At 68.7% G+C, this 17,283-nt stretch carries 15 protein-coding genes and 1 pseudogene; 11 read left to right on the top strand and 5 right to left on the bottom strand.

The window, feature by feature from the left end:
• Positions 1-4: 4 nt before the first annotated feature.
• From ACTRO_RS18555 to ACTRO_RS18515, 9 genes are all read left to right on the top strand, one after another.
• The gene (locus ACTRO_RS18555; protein WP_034264672.1) at positions 5-1,021 is read left to right on the top strand and encodes a LacI family DNA-binding transcriptional regulator; all 1,017 of its coding nucleotides are present in this window, start codon (positions 5-7) and stop codon (positions 1,019-1,021) included.
• 489 nt (positions 1,022-1,510) lie between these two features.
• Positions 1,511-3,184 (top strand): ABC transporter substrate-binding protein, encoded by a 1,674-nt coding sequence (locus tag ACTRO_RS18550; protein ID WP_034264669.1) that lies wholly within the window; start codon positions 1,511-1,513, stop codon positions 3,182-3,184.
• 99 nt (positions 3,185-3,283) lie between these two features.
• A complete protein-coding gene (locus tag ACTRO_RS18545) occupies positions 3,284-4,270 on the top strand; it encodes an ABC transporter permease (RefSeq protein WP_034264666.1) in 987 nt (328 codons plus the stop codon).
• A 2-nt stretch (positions 4,271-4,272) separates the two neighbouring features.
• Positions 4,273-5,202, top strand: a complete 930-nt coding sequence (locus tag ACTRO_RS18540) for an ABC transporter permease (protein ID WP_051451028.1) — start codon at positions 4,273-4,275, stop codon at positions 5,200-5,202.
• Positions 5,199-6,239 (top strand): ABC transporter ATP-binding protein, encoded by a 1,041-nt coding sequence (locus ACTRO_RS18535; RefSeq protein WP_211244323.1) that lies wholly within the window; start codon positions 5,199-5,201, stop codon positions 6,237-6,239. The genes ACTRO_RS18540 and ACTRO_RS18535 overlap by 4 nt, the downstream gene beginning before the upstream one ends.
• Positions 6,226-7,203 carry an ABC transporter ATP-binding protein gene (locus ACTRO_RS18530; RefSeq protein WP_034264663.1) on the top strand — a complete coding sequence of 326 codons (978 nt, stop codon included), beginning with the start codon at positions 6,226-6,228 and terminating at the stop codon, positions 7,201-7,203. The genes ACTRO_RS18535 and ACTRO_RS18530 overlap by 14 nt, the downstream gene beginning before the upstream one ends.
• 479 nt (positions 7,204-7,682) lie before the next feature.
• Complete coding sequence (locus tag ACTRO_RS18525) at positions 7,683-8,957, top strand: glycoside hydrolase family 125 protein (RefSeq protein ID WP_051451027.1); 1,275 nt, start codon at positions 7,683-7,685, stop codon at positions 8,955-8,957.
• 587 nt (positions 8,958-9,544) lie between these two features.
• Complete coding sequence (locus ACTRO_RS18520; protein ID WP_034272405.1) at positions 9,545-9,895, top strand: transposase; 351 nt, start codon at positions 9,545-9,547, stop codon at positions 9,893-9,895.
• Between the two features lie 41 nt (positions 9,896-9,936).
• On the top strand, positions 9,937-10,965 hold the full coding sequence (locus tag ACTRO_RS18515; RefSeq protein WP_063627906.1) for an IS3 family transposase: 1,029 nt from the start codon (positions 9,937-9,939) through the stop codon (positions 10,963-10,965).
• A gap of 240 nt (positions 10,966-11,205) precedes the next feature.
• Here ACTRO_RS18515 and ACTRO_RS50375 read toward each other — a convergent pair whose 3' ends face one another.
• From ACTRO_RS50375 to ACTRO_RS51470, 3 genes and pseudogenes are all read right to left on the bottom strand, one after another.
• Entirely contained in the window at positions 11,206-12,393 is a 1,188-nt protein-coding gene (locus ACTRO_RS50375; protein WP_034264660.1) for an HNH endonuclease signature motif containing protein, read from the bottom strand.
• 176 nt (positions 12,394-12,569) lie between these two features.
• Positions 12,570-13,775 (bottom strand): MFS transporter, encoded by a 1,206-nt coding sequence (locus ACTRO_RS18505; protein ID WP_034264657.1) that lies wholly within the window; start codon positions 13,773-13,775, stop codon positions 12,570-12,572.
• 246 nt (positions 13,776-14,021) lie between these two features.
• Positions 14,022-14,415, bottom strand: a pseudogene (locus ACTRO_RS51470) (IS982 family transposase); the annotation flags it as partial.
• A 342-nt stretch (positions 14,416-14,757) separates the two neighbouring features.
• Between ACTRO_RS51470 and ACTRO_RS18500 the strand changes: the two are divergent.
• Positions 14,758-15,018 carry a hypothetical protein gene (locus ACTRO_RS18500; protein WP_034264653.1) on the top strand — a complete coding sequence of 87 codons (261 nt, stop codon included), beginning with the start codon at positions 14,758-14,760 and terminating at the stop codon, positions 15,016-15,018.
• A gap of 244 nt (positions 15,019-15,262) precedes the next feature.
• Here the strand turns inward: ACTRO_RS18500 and ACTRO_RS18495 are convergent, their stop codons facing one another.
• Complete coding sequence (locus tag ACTRO_RS18495) at positions 15,263-15,826, bottom strand: P-loop nucleotide/nucleoside kinase family protein (protein WP_051451025.1); 564 nt, start codon at positions 15,824-15,826, stop codon at positions 15,263-15,265.
• Positions 15,827-15,901: 75 nt separating this feature from the next.
• Here ACTRO_RS18495 and ACTRO_RS18490 point away from each other — a divergent pair, with 75 nt between their 5' ends.
• A complete protein-coding gene (locus ACTRO_RS18490) occupies positions 15,902-16,495 on the top strand; it encodes a TetR/AcrR family transcriptional regulator (RefSeq protein ID WP_051451024.1) in 594 nt (197 codons plus the stop codon).
• 137 nt (positions 16,496-16,632) lie between these two features.
• On the opposite strand, the gene ACTRO_RS18485 is transcribed toward ACTRO_RS18490, so the two are convergent.
• Positions 16,633-17,223 carry a hypothetical protein gene (locus ACTRO_RS18485; RefSeq protein WP_211244322.1) on the bottom strand — a complete coding sequence of 197 codons (591 nt, stop codon included), beginning with the start codon at positions 17,221-17,223 and terminating at the stop codon, positions 16,633-16,635.
• Positions 17,224-17,283: the final 60 nt, after the last annotated feature.

Here is a 17,283-nt window from a genome sequence, read left to right as displayed (position 1 = left end):
GCGAGTGAAAAGACCGACGATCGCCGACATCGCCCGGCGGGCGGGGGTCACCAAGGCGGCGGTCTCCTTCGCGCTCAACGACCAGCCGGGGGTCTCCACCGTCACCCGCGAGCGGATCATGCGCATCGCGCGGGAGCTCGGCTGGCAGCCGAACTCGGCCGCCCGCGCGCTGTCCGACGGCCGGGCCGGCGCGCTCGGCCTGGTGGTGGACCGGCCGGCCGGATTCCTCGGCGTCGAGCCCTGGTTCATGCAGCTGATCGCCGGGATCCAGGGCGTGCTGGCCGAACGCCAGACGCCGCTGCTGTTCACCGTGGCCGAGCACCGCGACGCCGAACTCGAGCTCTACCGCAGCTGGTGGGCCCGGCGCCGGGTGGACGGGGTGTTCCTGGTGGACCTGCGGGTCGAGGACCCGCGCCCCGGCGCCCTGCGCGAGCTCGGCCTGCCGGCCGTCGTGGTGGGCGACCCGGCCGGCGCCGACCAGCTGGCCGCGGTGTGGACCGACGACGCCGCCGGCGCCCGGCTGGCCGTGCGCCACCTGGCCGAATTCGGCCACCGGCGGATCGCCCGGGTCACCGGTATGGAAGACCTCTGGCACACCCGGGCGCGCACCCGGGAGTTCCTGGAAGTGGCCGCCGGCTTCGGGATCGAGACGAGCTGCGAGGTGGCCGACTACACCGCCGCCGGCGGCGCCGAGGCCACCCACCGGCTGCTGACCGGCGAGAATCCGCCCACTGCGATCATCTACGACAACGACCTGATGGCGGTCTCCGGCCTCGGCGCGGCGCAGCGCCTCGGCGTGGACGTGCCGGGCGACCTGTCGATCGTGGCCTGGGACGACAGCGTGCTGTGCTCGCTCGTGCATCCCGCGCTGACGGCGCTCACCCACGACGTGCTCGGCTACGGCGCCCACGCCGCGCACGTGCTGCTCGGCCTGCTCGACGGCGGCGACCAGGGCGAATCCGAGGGCGAGCCCGCCCCGGTGCTCACCCCCCGGGCCTCCACCGGGCCGGCGCGGAGCTGACCCGCCGGCCGGCCCCCGTCGCCGTCGGGTCCTGGACGCGAAAGTTTCGGGTCGCGGGGGCGCCGTCTCCGGCCTCCGCGACGGGTGCCCGGTGCGACGCGACTCTCGCCGATCTCCGACCCCGGATACGTACGGCTACGGCCTCTGACACTCCGTCGTCGCCGCGTTTCCATTGCCCCGCGCCCTGATCCGGGCCGCCGTGCGCGACCAGCCGTGTCGACGCGGCTTCGACTCCGCATCGACGCGGAATCGACGCGCTTGTGCCAAACAATTGACATCTTCCGGGCGCCCGCCGGCGCCGCGCCCGATCCCTTTCCCCGGTCTCGATTTCGTGTTCGGATGCGCGAAGGGCTTGACGCTAAACCGGTTCATTGCCAGCATTCGTCACCACCGACCCGTGCGCGCCGAAGCCGTCGCGGGCCGGCGGGTGATCCGCACCCTGATGCTCCGTCCGGCACTACCTCTCGACGAAGTGAGGCGGAAACGACGATGCTCCACGCCCGGCGAGCGCTGCTCGCCCTCAGTACGGCCGCACTGCTCGCCGGCACCACTGCCGCGTGCGGCAGTTCCGGCTCCAAGTCCAGCGGCGGATCGGCCTCCGGTCCAAGCGGCACGATCGTGGCCACAACCGGATCGGCCTCCCCGTTCACCTCGGACTTCAACCCGTTCTCGCCCAACGTCCAGGTCGGCGCGATCGGGATGATCTACGAGCCGCTGATGTTCTTCAACACGGCCAAATCCGGCGACATCGAGTCCTGGCTGGCCAAGTCCTACGCCTGGGGCGCCGGCGGCACCTCGATCACCTTCACCCTGCGCTCCGGCGTGAAGTGGAACGACGGCCAGCCCTTCACCGCCGACGACGTCGCGTTCACCTTCAACCTCGACGTGAGCAACACCGCCCTGAACACCTACGGCCTCCCGCTGACCAAGGCCGTGGCCAACAGCCCGACCAGCGTCACCCTCGACTTCAGCAAACCCGCCTACACCGACCTGTACTACCTGGCCGGCAAGACGATGATCCTGCCGCAGCACATCTGGAAGACGGTCTCGAACCCCAAGACCTTCGCCGACTCCAAGCCCGTCGGCACCGGCGCGTACATGGTCGGCAAGGTCAGCTCGCAGGTGCTGGACCTCACCGCGAACCCGAACTACTACCAGCCCGGCCTGCCCAAGGTGAAGACCATCAGGTTCCTGACCTTCACCGGCAACACCACGGCGGACCAGGCGATCGAGTCCGGCGAGATCGACTGGGGCGGCGGGTTCATCCCGAACATCCAGACCAACTACCTGAAGAAGGACTCGAAGTACCAGGTCGAGGACATCCCGCTGTCAGTCACCTACCTGCTGACCAACGACAAGACCGGGCCGACCGCGAACAAGGCCGTGCGCCAGGCGATCAGCGACACCGTCGACCGCGACTTCATCAGCACCTCGGTCTACAACGGGTACGCGCCGAAGGTCAACCCGATGTCGCTGCTCACGCCCAACTTCAACTCGGTGCTCGACCCCTCGCTCGCCTCGCAGTCCTTCGGCAGCCCGAACACCACCGAAGCCAAGCAGCTGCTGAACTCGGCCGGCTACACCGCCGGCTCCGACGGCTACATGCACGACAGCTCGGGTAAGACCTTGGAGATCACCGTCAAGGTGCCCACCGGCTGGAGCGACTACATCAGCATCCAGCAGATCGTGCAGCAGGAGCTCAAGGCCGTAGGCATCAAGGTCGACATCACCACCGAGGCGTACCAGGCCTGGATCAACGACCAGAACTCCGGCAACTTCCAGGTGCTGGTGGACAACTTCGGCTACACCCCCGACCCGTACGCCTACTACGACACGCTGCTGGACGGAGCGAAGGCCGGCCCGATCGGCAAGACCGACCAGTTCGGCGACTACGGGCGCTTCGACGACCCGCAGATCGACTCGCTGCTCAACCAGATCTCGCAGACCGCCGACGCGGACGCGCAGAAGCAGGCGTTCTACAAGATCGAGCAGCTGATCCTGAACGACGTCCCGACCATCCCGCTCTTCGACGCGCAGGACGAGATCGAGTTCAACGGCCACCACGTCTCCGGCTACCCGACCACCGACAACGCGTACGCCGCCCCGCCGATCTGGCTGCAGCCGGACGAGGGCTGGGTGGCCATGCACCTGTCCCCGGCCTGAGCCGACTGAGTACCAGCGCTCCGGTGTGAGCCGCCGGCCCGGCCCCGCAGGCCGGCCGGCGGCTCGCGCCGGACATCGACGAAGACGGGAGGTATCCGCGTGCGCGCGCGCTACGTCGGCCGGAAGCTCGGCTTCTACCTGGTGGCCGCCTGGGTGGCGGTCACCGTGAACTTCTTCCTGCCCCGGCTCATCCCCGGCGACCCGGTCGCGGTCATCATCAGCCGGCAGACCCAGTCCGGCACCGTGCCGCCGGGCGAGGCCGACGCGCTGCGCAAGCTGCTCGGCCTCGGCACCGGCAGCCTGCTGAGCCAGTACGGGCAGTATCTCGACCAACTCGTGCACTTCAACTTCGGCCTGTCCATCACCGAGTTCCCCACGCCGGTCGCCGACGTGGTGCGCCCGGCCATCGCCTGGACCCTGGTCCTGGTCGGCCTGGCCACGATCATCAGTTTCTGCCTCGGCATCGGCCTGGGCGCGCTCGCGGGCTGGAAGCGCGGCACCCGGGTCGACGCGCTGGTGCCCTCGACCACGCTGTTCACGGCCATGCCGTACTTCTGGCTGGCGCTGCTGCTGGTCTACCTGTTCAGCGAGAAGTGGAACGTGCTGCCGGCGCAGCAGGGCTACGATCCCGCCCTGGACATCGGCTGGAACTCCCAGTTCCTCGGATCCGCCCTGCAGCACTCGATCCTGCCGGCGCTCACCCTCGTCATCGCCTCGATCGGCGGCTGGTTGCTGGGCATGCGCAACATGACCGTGGCGACGCTCTCCGAGGACTTCGTGGTCGCGGCCGAGGCCCGCGGGCTGAGCCCGGTCAGGGTGATGACCCGCTACGCCGCCCGCAACGCGGTGCTCCCCAGCATCTCCGGCTTCGCCGTCTCGATCGGGTTCGTGATCTCCGGCCAGATCGTGATGGAGCAGGTGTTCAACTATCCGGGCCTGGGCAATCTGCTGTTCCTGGCCGTGAACAACGAGGACTACCCCTTGATGCAGGCGATCTTCCTGACCATCAGCTTCGCCGTGCTCGGCTCCAACCTGCTGGTCGACCTGCTCTACGGCCTGATCGACCCGCGCACGAGGGAGGCGTAGCCATGGCATCCGTCGTCGTCGCCGCCGATCCCGGCGCGGGCGCGCAGCAGGGGGCCCGATCCGCCCTGCGCGACGCCCTGCGCAACCGCAGGCTGCTGCTCGGCCTGGTCGTGGTCGGGTTCTTCATCCTGCTCGCGGCCCTCGGGCCGCTGTTCGTGGGCGATCCCGCGATCCAGGACAAGACCGCGCTCAACCAGGCGCCCTCGGCCGCGCACTGGTTCGGCACCACCAACATCGGCCAGGACATCTTCACCCAGACCGTCGTCGCCTCCCGCCCGACCCTGCTGATCGGCGCGGCGGCCGGCCTGATCGCCACGGCCGTGTCGGTGATCATCGGCATCGGCGGCGGGTTCCTCGGCGGGCTCGCGGACGAGCTGCTGGCGCTGCTGACCAACGTGGCGCTGGTGATCCCGACCCTGCCGCTGGTGATCGTGGCCTCCAAGTTCATGGGGGACAACGGCCTGACCCCGACCATCTTCGTGATCGCGTTCACCAGCTGGGCCGCCTCGGCCCGGGTGCTGCGCGGCCAGACGCTCTCGCTGCGCAGCCGGGACTACGTCCTCGCGGCCCGGGCCCTGGACGAGCCGCGCTGGCGGATCGTCCTGGTGGAGCTGCTGCCGAACGAGATGCCGATCATCATCTCGCAGTTCACCTTCGCCATGATCTTCGCGATCCTGGCGCAGGCCGGCCTGGCCTTCCTCGGCCTGCAGAGCGCTGACATGCTCACCTGGGGCAACATCCTCTTCTTCGCCCAGAACGCGCAGGCCCTCGACTCCGGCCAGTGGTGGTGGTTCGCCCCCTCCGGCCTGTGCATCGCGCTGTTCGGCGCCGGGCTCGCCCTGGTCAATTTCGGCCTGGACGAGCTGCTCAACCCCCGGCTGCGCGTCTACCGCGCGCCGAAGGACCGTGGAGAAAGGAAGGCGCAGCGGTGACCGTCGGCATGAACGACGCCTCCATGGTGCTGCGGGCGACGGACGTGTCGGTCGCCTACGAAGGGCGCCGGCCGACCAAGGCCGTGCGCGGAGTCTCGCTGGAGCTGCGTGCGGGCGAGGTGCTCGGCATCGCCGGGGAGAGCGGCTGCGGCAAGTCCACCCTCGCCTACGCGCTGACCCGGATGCTGCGGCCGCCGGCCACGCAGACCGGCGGCACGATCGAGTACGTGGACCGCGACGGCCGCGAGTGGGACCTGACCGCGCTCGACGCCGTCGAACTGCGCAAACTGCGCTGGGCCGAGTTCTCCATGGTGTTCCAGAGCGCGATGAACGCGCTGAACCCGGTGACCTCCATCGGCTCCCAGTTCGACGACATCTTCCGCACGCACCGGCCCGACATGGACCGCGCCGCCCGGCGCGAACGCGCGAAGCGCCTGCTGGAGATGGTCGGCATCGACCCGAAGCGGGTGCGCTCGTTCCCGCACGAACTGTCCGGCGGAATGCGCCAGCGCGTGGTCATCGCACTAGCCCTCGCGCTCGAGCCGCGGCTGGTGGTGATGGACGAGCCGACCACGGCGCTGGATGTGCTGGTGCAGCGGGAGATCCTCGACGAGATAGCCCGCCTGCGCGCCGAACTCGGCTTCGCAGTCATCTTCATCACTCACGATCTCGGGCTGCTGCTGGAAATCAGCGACACCCTCGCGGTGATGTACGCAGGCGAGTTCGTCGAGTACGCCCCGGCGAGCCGGATCGCCGAAGAAGCGCAGCATCCGTACACCCAAGGTCTGCTCCGCTCCTTCCCCAGCCTCCGCGGAGACCGACGAGACCTGCGTGGCATCCCGGGCAACCCGCCGGACCTCCGGCTGGACCTGGTCGGCTGCCCGTTCGCACCCCGCTGCGAGCACGTCTTCGACCGCTGCCGGACCGAGACGCCGCAGCTCCTGGCGACCCCGGACGGCTGGCCGTTCTCCTGCCACCTGCGAGATGTCCCGAACGGCTCCGCGCCGAGGAAGGTCGAGGTCGATGAGCGCGCTTGAGGTCGAGGGGCTGACCGTCGAATACCGCCAGCGCGGCGGCGGCAAGCTGCGCGCGGTGGAGGAGCTGAGCTTCCACCTCGAGCCCGGCCAGACGCTCGCACTGGTGGGGGAGAGCGGCAGCGGCAAATCCACCGTCGTACGCACCCTCGCCCGCTTCATCAAGCCCACCCGCGGCCGCATCACCGTAGCCGGCGTCCCGACCCGCCGCGGCAGACCGGAAGTGCACGAGTATCGCAGGAAGCTGCAGCTGGTCTTCCAAGACCCGTTCGCCTCCCTCAACCCGATGCACACGGTTCAGCACCACCTAGCCCGCCCGATCAAGCGGCACCGCAGAGCCAAAGGCCGAGCCCAAGTCGACGCGGCAGTGCTGGAGCTGCTGCGCTCGGTGAACCTGACGCCGGCCGAAGAGGTAGCCCGCAAGCACCCGCACGAACTCTCCGGCGGCCAGCGCCAGCGCGTAGCCATCGCCCGTTCCCTGGCCACGAACCCGAGCGTGCTCCTAGCGGACGAGCCGGTCTCCATGCTCGACGTCTCGATCCGCCTCGAAATCCTCAACCTGCTGGATCGGCTCAAGCAGGAGCGCGACCTAGCGCTGCTCTACGTCACCCACGACCTGGCCACCGCCCGCTACTTCGCCAAGGACATAATGGTCCTGTACCGCGGCGAAGTGGTCGAGCGCGGCCCCAGCGACGAGGTGATACTCAAGCCCGCCCACCCCTACACCCAAGCCCTCGCCGCAGCCGCCCCCGACCCCCACGCCGTCCGCGACCCAGCCGACCCAACCCGCCCGCGCGCGCTCGCCCGCCCCGCCGAGTCCCGCGAAGCGAAGCTCGACGAAGGCTGCAAATTCCGCGCCCGCTGCCCCCACGCCATGGACGTCTGCGCCCAACGCCCCCCAGACCTCCCCGTCGACGGCAACCCCGACCACACCGCCCGCTGCTGGCTGCTGAACCTGACCAGTTAGGCCGCGCGCTGGCGTCGCGCTCGCACGGTTCCGGGCCGCGCTGGCGTCGCGCTCGCACCGCTCCGCGGGCGGGCCGCGTCGCGCTCGCACGGTTCCGGGCCGCGCTGCGCTCGCAGTTTCCGTGCTGCGCTGCCCTCGCACCGTTCTGCACCGTTCCGCGCTGCGGCTGCGGCTGCGGCTGCGGCTGCCGTTGCGGTTGCGGTTGCGGCTGCGTCGCGCTCGCCCCCGCCGCGCCCCGCCGCGCCGCGCCGCGCCGCGCCGCGTCCGTTCCGCCCTATGTTCTCGGCCGGCCCTGGCTGCTCCTCTCGATCGGTCAGGGCCGGTTCCGGCTTACCGGCCCAATGCTGGCTGCTCCTCGCTTCCCTGGAACCCGAGCCCGGCCCGCACGTTCTGGTGCGTGCTGGAGCGCACGACGCCGTTCCTCTGACCGGTCGTGTGTCACGGTGCATGCGGAGAGGATCGGCACTATATTGCCGCTTATGTCCGCCGACCTCGCTCCGTTGCACGAACTGGTGGCGGCGGTCCTCGGCGTTCCGGCCGCTGATCTGGTCACCCGGTTCGTCACCGAGACGATGAACCGTGCGGCTCGGCGGCTGCGCGACGGCACGGTCTTCCTCGTCACCGGCGACATCCCGGCGATGTGGCTGCGCGACTCATCGGCCCAGGTGCTGCCGCTACTGCGACTCGGCGAGTACTGCCCGGGCGCGGGTGACTTCGCCGCCGGAGTGCTGCGCCGCCAGCTGACGTGCATCACGCTCGACCCGTACGCCAACGCGTTCAACGCCGGTGCGGATGGCGGCGGTCATCAGCACGACCGCACAGTGATGAGTCCGTATATCTGGGAGCGTAAATACGAAGTCGACTCGCTCTGCTATCCGCTCCACCTAGCCGAGCGCTTCTGGCGACACACCGGCCGTACTGACGTCTTCGACCACCTGTACTGGTACGCGGTCGGCCGCGTCATCGAGGTCTGGGAGACCGAGCAGGACCATCAGCACCGCTCGCCATATCGGTTCCAGCGCCGCTTCGCCCGAGCCTCCGGCACCTTGGCTCATGCCGGCCTCGGCGCGCCTGTCGCCGTCACCGGCCTGACGTGGAGCGGCTTCCGCCCGAGCGACGACGCCTGCGTTTACGGCTACAACGTGGCCGGCAACATGTTCGCGTCCGCGGTGCTCGGGTGCCTACCGGAGATCGCCAAAGCCGCACCGCCGCCCCCTTCCGTCGACTCCACACTGATCGAGCGGGCCGGACGCTTGCGCGATGGGATCGAGAAGGGACTGCGCGAACACGCCATCGTCTCCGACGTGACCACCGGCTCGCGGTGGGCGTACGAAGTAGACGGTCTCGGTGGAGTGCTCGAGATGGACGATGCCAACGTCCCGAGCCTGCTCTCATTGCCGCGTCTCGGGTACTGCGGCATTGACGACCCGCTCTACCAGGCGACGCGCGCCTTCGTCCTCAGCCCGCGCAACCCCACGTACTACAGCGGCACCGCCGCCGCAGGGGTCGGCAGCCCACACACGCCGAAGCACCACGTGTGGCCGATTGCGCTAGCCGTCGCCGCGTTGACGGATCCCAACGAGGCTGTGAAGCACGAGGCAATTGCGACTCTGCTGGACACCCGCGGCGGCACCGATCGTATCCACGAGTCCTTCCACATGGATCGACCGCAGACTTGGACCCGGCAATGGTTCTCATGGGCCGAAGCAATGTTCTGCGAGCTCGCGCTGGACTGCTGCGGGTTCTCGGTTTGACGCCGATCCGCCAATCGGCTGCTCGCGGTGAGGTCCAGGTCAGTGCCTGGCATAGGAGTCGGTCGACAGCAGACAGGTAGGTAGTGGCAATAGGCCCCGATGGCTCGGCCGCGTCTGGGGCTGAGGATCCTTGTACTTCTCTCCGCGCTGTAGCTCGGGCTCGGGCTCAGGTGTCGGTGTCGGTGTCGGTGGACGTGGCGCTGTCGAAGGTCCGGTGGATGCTGCTGCCGGTACGGCGACTTTTGGTGCTGGGTGTCAGGGGTGGCTTGTCGTTATCGGAAGCGGTCCCTTCGGGGCTGGGGTATTGCGCGGTTGGCTTGCAGCGGGCTGGAGGGTGTTCGGCGGCGAGACGGGCCGGGGGTGGAGGTGGGAGATCAAAGGCGCCTCCGGCAGGCCCTCCTCTGAGAGGGTTCCGGTTGGGCTGGGGTTTGCTGGGGGTTGGGTGGTGGTGGGGTTCGGTGGATCTCTCTCGTCGTCGGTCACCTGGGGGCTATCAGTGTTCCGGCGGGGGCGCAACCTGAGCGTCCCCCGGGTTGCCGGTTGATCGGACCCGTGGCGTGATGGATGAGGTGAAGGGAGTCGGTCTGATGGCTGGTCAGAGGAAGTATCCGCCGGAGTTGCGGGAGCGGGCGGTGGCGATGTATCGGGCGGCGGAGGAGAAGCCGGTGGTGCGGGCGATGGCCCGTCAGCTCGGTGTGCATCCGGAGGCGCTGCGTGAGTGGATCCGTAAGGACGAGGAGGCCCGGTGCTCGGGTCCGGGCCGGGGTGGTGCTCGCCGCGGCGCGCTCGTGGATGTGCCGGAGCTTCCGGCGCAGGTGGAGGCGGAGCTGGCGGGGCTGCGCAAGGAGGTGATGGAGCTGCGGCGGGCGAATGAGATCCTGCGGGCGGCGAGCGCGTATTTCGCGGTCCAGCTCGACCAGACCGGCCGGCGCTGCTGAGGTTCCTCGAGGAGAACCAGGCGGCGTTCGGGGTCGAGCCCGTGCTCCGGGAGTTGGCGATAGCCCCGTCCACCTTCGGCGACTGGCGCCGGCGGGCTGTGGCGCCGTGCGCGCGGCAGGTGCGTGATGCCGAGTTGCTCGCGCGCATCCGCGAGGTCCACGCCGACTCGGGCGGGGTGTACGGCTCCCCGCGGGTGCACGCGGTGCTGCGGCGCGAGGGCGAGGCGGTCTCGCGCAAGCGGGTCGAGCGGCTGATGCGCGAGAACGGCATCGTCGGGGTGAGCCCGGCGCGCAAGGTGCGCACCACGATCCCGGACCCGGATGATCCCCGGCCCGCGGACGCGGTCAACCGGCGCTTCACCGCGGTGGGACCGAACCGTTTGTGGGTCACCGACCTGACCGTGATCGCCACCGGTGAGGGGCCGTTGTGGCTCGCCTCGATCCGCGACGCGTTCTCCCGCAAGGTCATCGCGTGGGAGAGCAGCGATGTCGCGGACGCGGACCTGGTGTGCGCGGTCCTCGAGTACGCGCTGCGCTCCAGGCGCCCGCCTGCCGACGGCAGCCTCGTGCACCACGCGGACCACGGGTCGCAGTACACCTCGATCAAGCTGAGCACGCGGCTGGTGCGGGCCGGGATCACCGCGTCCATGGGCACGGTCGGGGACTCCTACGACAACGCCCTGGCCGAGAACATGTGGTCCACGCTCAAGACCGAGTGCGTGCGCCGCCGGGAGTTCGCCACCCGGGCCGAGGCGAACCAGGCCCTGTTCGAATACCTCGACGGGTTCTACAACCCGCGAAGGATCCAGCGCAATCTCGGCTACCGATCCCCGGACGAGTACGAAGCCGCCCACGACGCTGGCGAGTTGACCGCGGCCGACCTCGAGCGACTGGCGCGCGATGCGACCCGTCGCCGCCACCGCCGCACCGAGCGCGCGAAAAGCCCGGCACTACCGGCCGGCCCGCAGGCCCGGCAACTGCCCGGACAGCGACCCACACCCACCGCCAAACGGGTACCCCCATCCGGGCGAACCCGGCCACAACAAGAAAACACCAGATCAACGGGCTAGATCACACGGAAAACTCTAGGGAAGCTCAACCGGTGGTGGTTTTCGCCGGCTGGCGCGTGGTTTGGGTTTTCGCCGGTTGCGCCCCCGCCGGAACACTGATCGTGCTGCGCATGCCCGACGACGAGAGAGTCCCACCTCGGGGGAGCGGTGCGCGGCTGCGCGTCGGTGCGGTGTTGGGGGTGGTTGGTATTCGGTGGGTTGGGCGGTGGAGTTGGGGGCGGAGTTCTGGCGTGTGGCTTGTCATGGTGTTGTGTTGGGTGGCTGGGGTGTTGTTTTCTGGTTGAGGTGGGTGAGGGTGTGGTGGGCGGCGCACAGGAGGGTGAGGTTGCGGAGGGTGGTGGGTCCTCGGAGGCTGTGGGGGGTGCGGTGGTGGGCGTGGAGGGCGTAGGTGGGGGGTCGGTGGCAGCCGGGGTGGGTGCAGGTGCGGTCGCGCCAGGCGAGTGCGGTGCGTTGGGCGGGGTCGGCGAGGCGGGCTTCGGGGTTGTGGTCGAGTGGTTGTCCGTCGAGGCGGACGGGTTGGCCGTCTTCGTCGTATTCGATGAGGTGGGTGCCGGGCGTTCCCGGCGGGGGCAGGATCGTGCGGGGTAGGAGGTCGCCGTAGACGGTTTCAGTGAGGCCGGCGTCGGTGGTGGGGTTGAGGGGGGTGTAGTAGAGGGTTTGTGAGGTGAAGGGGATGTGGTCGCGGGTGGCGGGGCTGGTGGTGGTGTAGGTCTGGGCGAGGCGGGTGAGGGCTTCGGCTTGGAGTTGTTCGGTGGTGACGATGTCGTCGGGGGCGAGGGCGGTGTGGTCGTATTGGCGGGCGCGGAGGAATGCGGAGACGGTCTGGTCGATGGTGGCTCGCAGGATGGTGGCGCGTTCGGGGTCGAGGAGGCCTTCGATGCGGCACATGCCGGAGTCGGTGGGGGTCAGGCGGAGGTAGCTGCGTGCGCGTGCCATGGCGAGGTCCTGCTCAGCGCGGCCGGGGGTGAGGGTTTCTTCGAGGATGCGGACGTGGCGTTTGGCTGCGTCTGGGCCGCTGGTTCGGGCGACGGTGAGGGTTTGGGTCATGGCGTGGAGTCGGGTGGGTTGGTCTTCGTGGCGGGTTGCGCGGGCGGTTCGGGTGAGGGCGTTGATGGTGGCGGGGCCGAGTGTGCCGGAGGCGAGGGGTGCGGCGAGTTGCGGCATTGTGCCGAGGGTTTTGGCTTGGCGGGCGATGCCGATCGCGGTGCCGCGGGTGACGTCGAGGTGGGTGGCGATCCAGGTGTCGAGGCCGCCGGGGACCGCGCCGACGCGCTGGATCTGGGCGAGCATCGTGAGCATCCGGCCCTGATACGCCTGGCTTGTCCGGCCGATCTCGGCGGTCTCGGCCAGCATCTGTTCTGCGGCCTTGCCGTCCTTCGCTTCGGCTGCCTGGGCCCGTTCCAGCATCCGCTCGGCGAGCTCGTCCATCTCTCGCCGTAGCCTCACGAATGCGGCTAGATCTGTGTTCTGTGACGCCTCTGCCATCCCCATTGCCCCTCCCCGGGCTCCTTTGGTCCATGTTCGACCGTGTACTTCAATTGTAGGTGGTGCTGGTGACAAAAGATGTGGAATCGGGTTGATTGGGGAAAGAGGGCTTATATGACTTAGTTGGCGGAGGTCGTACGGCTTGTGGCGATGAGAGCGCCGGCGACGATCAAGACCGGTACTCCGAGGAGGAACGGGGCGTGGAGTCCGAGGCGGCTCGCGGTGATGCCGCCGAGGCCGGCTCCGGCGAGGGAGGCCGCGGTGATGACGGCGCGGTTGATGCTGATCACTCGCCCCAGCAGATGCGTGGGCACGGTGCGTTGGATGGTCGTTCGCGCCTGCACGTTCCAGATGGCGAAGGCCATGCTGCTGGTGGCCAGGACGGCGGCTGTGAGGATCACAGAGCTCGTGGTGGCCAGAGCCAGTTGGCCGGCCGCGGCCAGTCCCAGGCAGGCCATCGTGGTGATTCTCGGTCCGATGCGCCGCGTGAGGGCGGCGGCGAAGAATCCGCCGCTGAGGCCGCCGACGGCTCCTACGCCGAGGAGTATTCCGTACCAGGCGGCGCTGAGATGCAAGACCTGTTGGACGTAGAGCACGAGAAGGGTGAACCAGGCGCTGTCGGTCATGGCCAGCGCGGCGCTGGTCGCGGGGACCGGCCAGAAGTCGCGGTGTCTGCGTAGCCACTGCAGGCCGCCGCCGGTCGGTTCTTGGGGGGATCCGGCTGTGGCCGCGGCTGCCTGTTCGGGGGTTTGAAGGAGCGCGGGGATGCAGGCGACGAGGGCGACTGCGATTGCCAGCGTTCCACCGTTGATGGCGAACGGCAGTACCAGTGCGATGCCGAACAGGAAGCCGCCCAGCGGTGGTCCGATGAACTCGTTGCCGGCGATCTCGGCGGTGACCAGTCGGCCGTTGGCGCGGTCCAAATGCTCGAGCGGCACGATGGACGGCACCAGGGTGCTGGCGGCGGTGGCGCGGACTACGTCGGTGGCACCGGAGACGAATACGACGACGTACAAGACGCTCATCGTCGCCCAGCCGGAGGCGATAAGGCCGATGAGTCCCAGCAGGAAGGCGAGCCGGATGGCGTCGGCCGCGATAACTAGGCGGCGACGCTCGAAGCGGTCGGCCAGCGATCCGGCCGGCAACGCCAGGAGGATGCCGGGAAGCTGAGCGGCGACGGCCATAGCGGAGATCGATATCGGGTCGTGGGTCAAGCTCGCCGCTAGGAGCGGAAATGCCGCTGAGCGGACTCCGTCGCCCAGGTTGGATAGCAGCGTGGCCGACCATAGCCGCCTATACGGTGCGCCCAGCGCCAGTGACGCCATCCCGGACTCCTCACGGTTGGCACTCTCCCATTGAGAGTGCCAACGACATCAGAGTTGGCACTCTCGTGTCAAGAGTGCCAACGCGACCTGCTCCGGCGGGCGAGCTCAGCTTGATGCGGTACCAGCGACGGGCGAGTGGCACGGGATGGTGGCGCAGGATCCTGCCTTGAAGTGGGGCTCTCGTCGTCTGGGCGTAGTCGGGGATGACGACGTCTGGCGCAGACGGATGACGTAGACGACCTGTTCCTAACGGTCGTAGGCGGTGAGTGATCGGCTGGCGGTCTGCGGGTGTGGAAGTCGTGCCAGATCGCAGCGGCCAGGGCCAGCACGCGTTGGGCGACGCGGATGGCGACGTCCTCGACGCTCTGGCCACCATGGCGTTCGAGATCGAGCGGGCCTTTGAGAGTGTCGTTGACCGACTCGAACAGTTGGCGCACCTTCTTGGAGTAGCGGTTCGCCGCCGCGGTCGCGCTCGCGCTTGCGGAGGGGCGCAGCAGTGTGTCACCGTGCTCGGCCAGGTCGCGCTCGAAGGTGCGCCCGGCGAGCCTTTGTCCGTGATCAGCGAGATCCCGGCGTGCTCGATGACCAGCGCTGCATCGACCTCCAGCATCGCAGCCGGCACATCGCGCTCGCCAAGCTGCCGTGTGATTGACAGCAACCGTACACACGTCGACTACGTCTCCTCCGAAGTGATGGCCTCACGTCGTAGACGCCTGATAACCGTGCTGTCGGCCTGTGTCGTCGCTGTGGTCCTGGTGGTCTGGGCCGCCTGGACCTATCTGCCGCGCGCCCTCGGGCTGTGCCCCTTTCCCGTCGATCCGCGAGCGTACGAGCAGCAGGGGTGCTCGCTCATGCAGCCCGGGCCCGGGGTCACGACTTTCGACCAGGGGTTGTCCTGGTATCGACTCCCGATGCCCACCGACGCTCAGGGTGTGCGTTTCTACATCGATCCGGGAGCCTTTAACGGCGGCGACGCATTCTTTTGCGCTTCGCCGACTCCCCGGCCGAGGTCGCCGAGTTCCTGGAGAAACTCCACGCCACCAAGCAAGACAAGGGCGCCGAGGCGCTGTGGAACACGGAGTACGGCGGGGAACTGGTCCCGTGGCAGTTCGATGACTCAAGCAGATACGCGGTCTATGCCTACAGCGTTGCGAACGACCAGGACACCGGCGGTGGCACCGTCACCATCGACCAGGCCGCGGGCGACCCGGTCGTCTACCTCTACGCCGAGGGCGGGGGATGAAAGGACAACAGCCTCACCGGCTGCCTCGATCTGGCACGCCTTCCACGCCGGCCAGACCTTCGGCCGATCACTTAGTTGCAGCGGGGAGGCGAACCTGACACTACGTGAGTTACGTGTGGTGAGGTCGCTGGGCTTGTGAGGGCCGCGGAGCGTAATCCTCGACGGGTAGTCGGAGATAGAGCTGCCTTCTGCCAGCTAGAAAATGGACGCGTCCGCGTGGTTGTCGCGCGAGCCGGGTGAGCCGTCATAGGCCCACGTACTGTGCGACCAGCTCGTGACACTCGTCTACGGAGGCCGTGGTGTCGACCACGAGTCGGTTGTAGAAGCGTGGTTGGTATTCCTCGGCGCGGAGTTGTACTTCCGGCCACGTCGGGTGGGACCAGCCGGGCAGCTCGTCGTCGGCGGGAGACGTGGCGCGGCGCTCGACACGGTTTCGGTGTTCGGCGGGGTCCGGGCACTGGGTCTCGATGATCAGATGACGGGCTCCGCATTCGCGGGCCAGGTTCCGCCAGCCGGCCCGGGCCGCCTCGACTGGGTTGACGGCGTCCGCGATGACGGTCATGCCGCGGCGCAGGTGGCTGGCTGCCAGATCGTGCGCGACGCTGTAGGCGGCGACGCCGGTCTGCTCGGGGGTCAAGCCGTTGCGACGCATGGCCGCCTCGATCTCGTCCACCCGCAGCAGTACGGCGCCGCTGCGTAGGGCCAGATGCCGGGCGAGGGTGGACTTGCCGGTGCCGGGCAGCCCGCCGAACTCGATGAGCACGCGGGCGCCGGCGTCGGAGTCCGGCTGGGTCTGGGTCGTCGTCATGGATCACCTTTCGCTATACTTGATGTATAGCCACTCGCTTGACGTGGAGTCAAGTGAAATGAAGGAGGCGCGAGGGTGCGCAGTCAGGGAAAGCGGGCCGCCTCGACCGCCGCGACCCGTCGGGCCTTGATCGATGCGGCGCGGGAACTGCTGGCCGAGGGGCCGTGGAGCGGGTTCACCCTCGAAGCGGTGGCGGGCAGGGCGGGGGTGACGCGGGTGACCGTGTACAACCAGGTCGCTTCCAAGGCTGGCCTGCTCGACGCGGTCCTGACGGAACTGACCGAGCGGGCCGGCATGGATCGGCTGCTGAGCAGCACGCAGGAGATGACTCCGCAGCAGGCGCTGAACTTCGTCATCGAGCACACCTGCCGGTTCTGGCACACCGAACGCGCGGTACTGCGCCCGCTGTTCGCGCACGCCGCGATCGACGCGGATATCGCCGCGAATCTCGCCCGGCGCGAGCAGTGGCGAACCGACCAATTCGATGCGCTGCTCGGCCGAATGTTGACGGCGGACCACCACCAGGCTGTGCTGCCGCGCGACGCCGTTCTGGCGGGTATGCGGGCCGTGACGTCGTTTCCCGCCTACGACGCACTGGGAGGCCTGGCGGACGAACCAGACATGGCAGCCCGACTCATCATCCACTTGCTGAGTAGTCTGATTGGATGAGCGGCTTAGAACCCATGGATGGATTGGCTACTCGCGCTGAGTAAGGCTTCGTGGCTGTCGGCGGGCGCAGGAGCAGGGCATGCTGCGGAGCCAGGCGAAGGTGCCTCGAGGACGTAGCAGACTTTGCCCAGGCCGGATCAATGCGGCAGGCCGCGCCTCGCGATCTTCGGCCAGTGCCACATCCGCAGCCTCGGCAGCCGGGCGTCGGCGTCCGGGTATCGGCCCTGTTCCAGGCGGTAGATGTATGCCCGCAGGTCGGCCTTCAGATCGCCGGCCAGGTATCCGAGGAAGTCGCGGACGCCTTCAGCGGCCTCAGTCTCCTGACTTCCTGGCGCCTCGGCGCTCCACTCGGTGAGCAGCGCCTCGAGGTGCTCTCGAACCAGTCCACGATCGCGCCACCAGCCGCGGACAGCATCAGGGGTCCAGCGCGAGTCCCCGTCGCAGGCGTAGCCGTAGCAGGGGTCCTGCTCGGCGGCGACTATCAGGGACTCGACTTCCTCGCGGGACCTCGGCTGGCGGTAGACGAACTCGTTGTAGAAGTCACCGCCGTACAGAATGTGGCGCGGAGCATGCAACCTGCCGGTCCAGCAGTTGTCCGTGACGCCTGTGTAGAAGGGGCCGGGCACGTTCATCCAGTGCCTATCGGTCCACTTCTCGTCGTTGTCGCGGGCCGAGAAGGCCGTCGAATTGCATGACGTCGGATCCCACACCATCGAGGCTTCGGTCATGGCGACAGGATCCTCCACCCATGCGATGGAGTGAAGCTACCCGGCGGATGCGTGCCGGTG

The sequence above is a fragment of the Actinospica robiniae DSM 44927 genome (assembly GCF_000504285.1).
In the GTDB taxonomy this organism is placed as follows: domain Bacteria; phylum Actinomycetota; class Actinomycetes; order Streptomycetales; family Catenulisporaceae; genus Actinospica; species Actinospica robiniae.
The sequence above is the reverse complement of the archived record's forward strand: the minus strand, read 5'-3'. Positions and strand labels throughout refer to the sequence as shown.

What these genes read in the sequence shown, in the direction of transcription:
- ACTRO_RS18550 (WP_034264669.1), top strand. Translation starts at nt 1,511, where the DNA reads ATGCTCCACGCCCGGCGAGCGCTGCTCGCCCTCAGTACGGCCGCACTG.
- ACTRO_RS18540 (WP_051451028.1), top strand. Translation starts at nt 4,273, where the DNA reads ATGGCATCCGTCGTCGTCGCCGCCGATCCCGGCGCGGGCGCGCAGCAG.
- ACTRO_RS18530 (WP_034264663.1), top strand. Translation starts at nt 6,226, where the DNA reads ATGAGCGCGCTTGAGGTCGAGGGGCTGACCGTCGAATACCGCCAGCGC.
- ACTRO_RS18525 (WP_051451027.1), top strand. Translation starts at nt 7,683, where the DNA reads ATGTCCGCCGACCTCGCTCCGTTGCACGAACTGGTGGCGGCGGTCCTC.
- ACTRO_RS18520 (WP_034272405.1), top strand. Translation starts at nt 9,545, where the DNA reads ATGGCTGGTCAGAGGAAGTATCCGCCGGAGTTGCGGGAGCGGGCGGTG.
- ACTRO_RS50375 (WP_034264660.1), bottom strand. Translation starts at nt 12,393, where the DNA reads ATGGACGAGCTCGCCGAGCGGATGCTGGAACGGGCCCAGGCAGCCGAA.
- ACTRO_RS18505 (WP_034264657.1), bottom strand. Translation starts at nt 13,775, where the DNA reads ATGGCGTCACTGGCGCTGGGCGCACCGTATAGGCGGCTATGGTCGGCC.
- ACTRO_RS18495 (WP_051451025.1), bottom strand. Translation starts at nt 15,826, where the DNA reads ATGACGACGACCCAGACCCAGCCGGACTCCGACGCCGGCGCCCGCGTG.
- ACTRO_RS18485 (WP_211244322.1), bottom strand. Translation starts at nt 17,223, where the DNA reads ATGACCGAAGCCTCGATGGTGTGGGATCCGACGTCATGCAATTCGACG.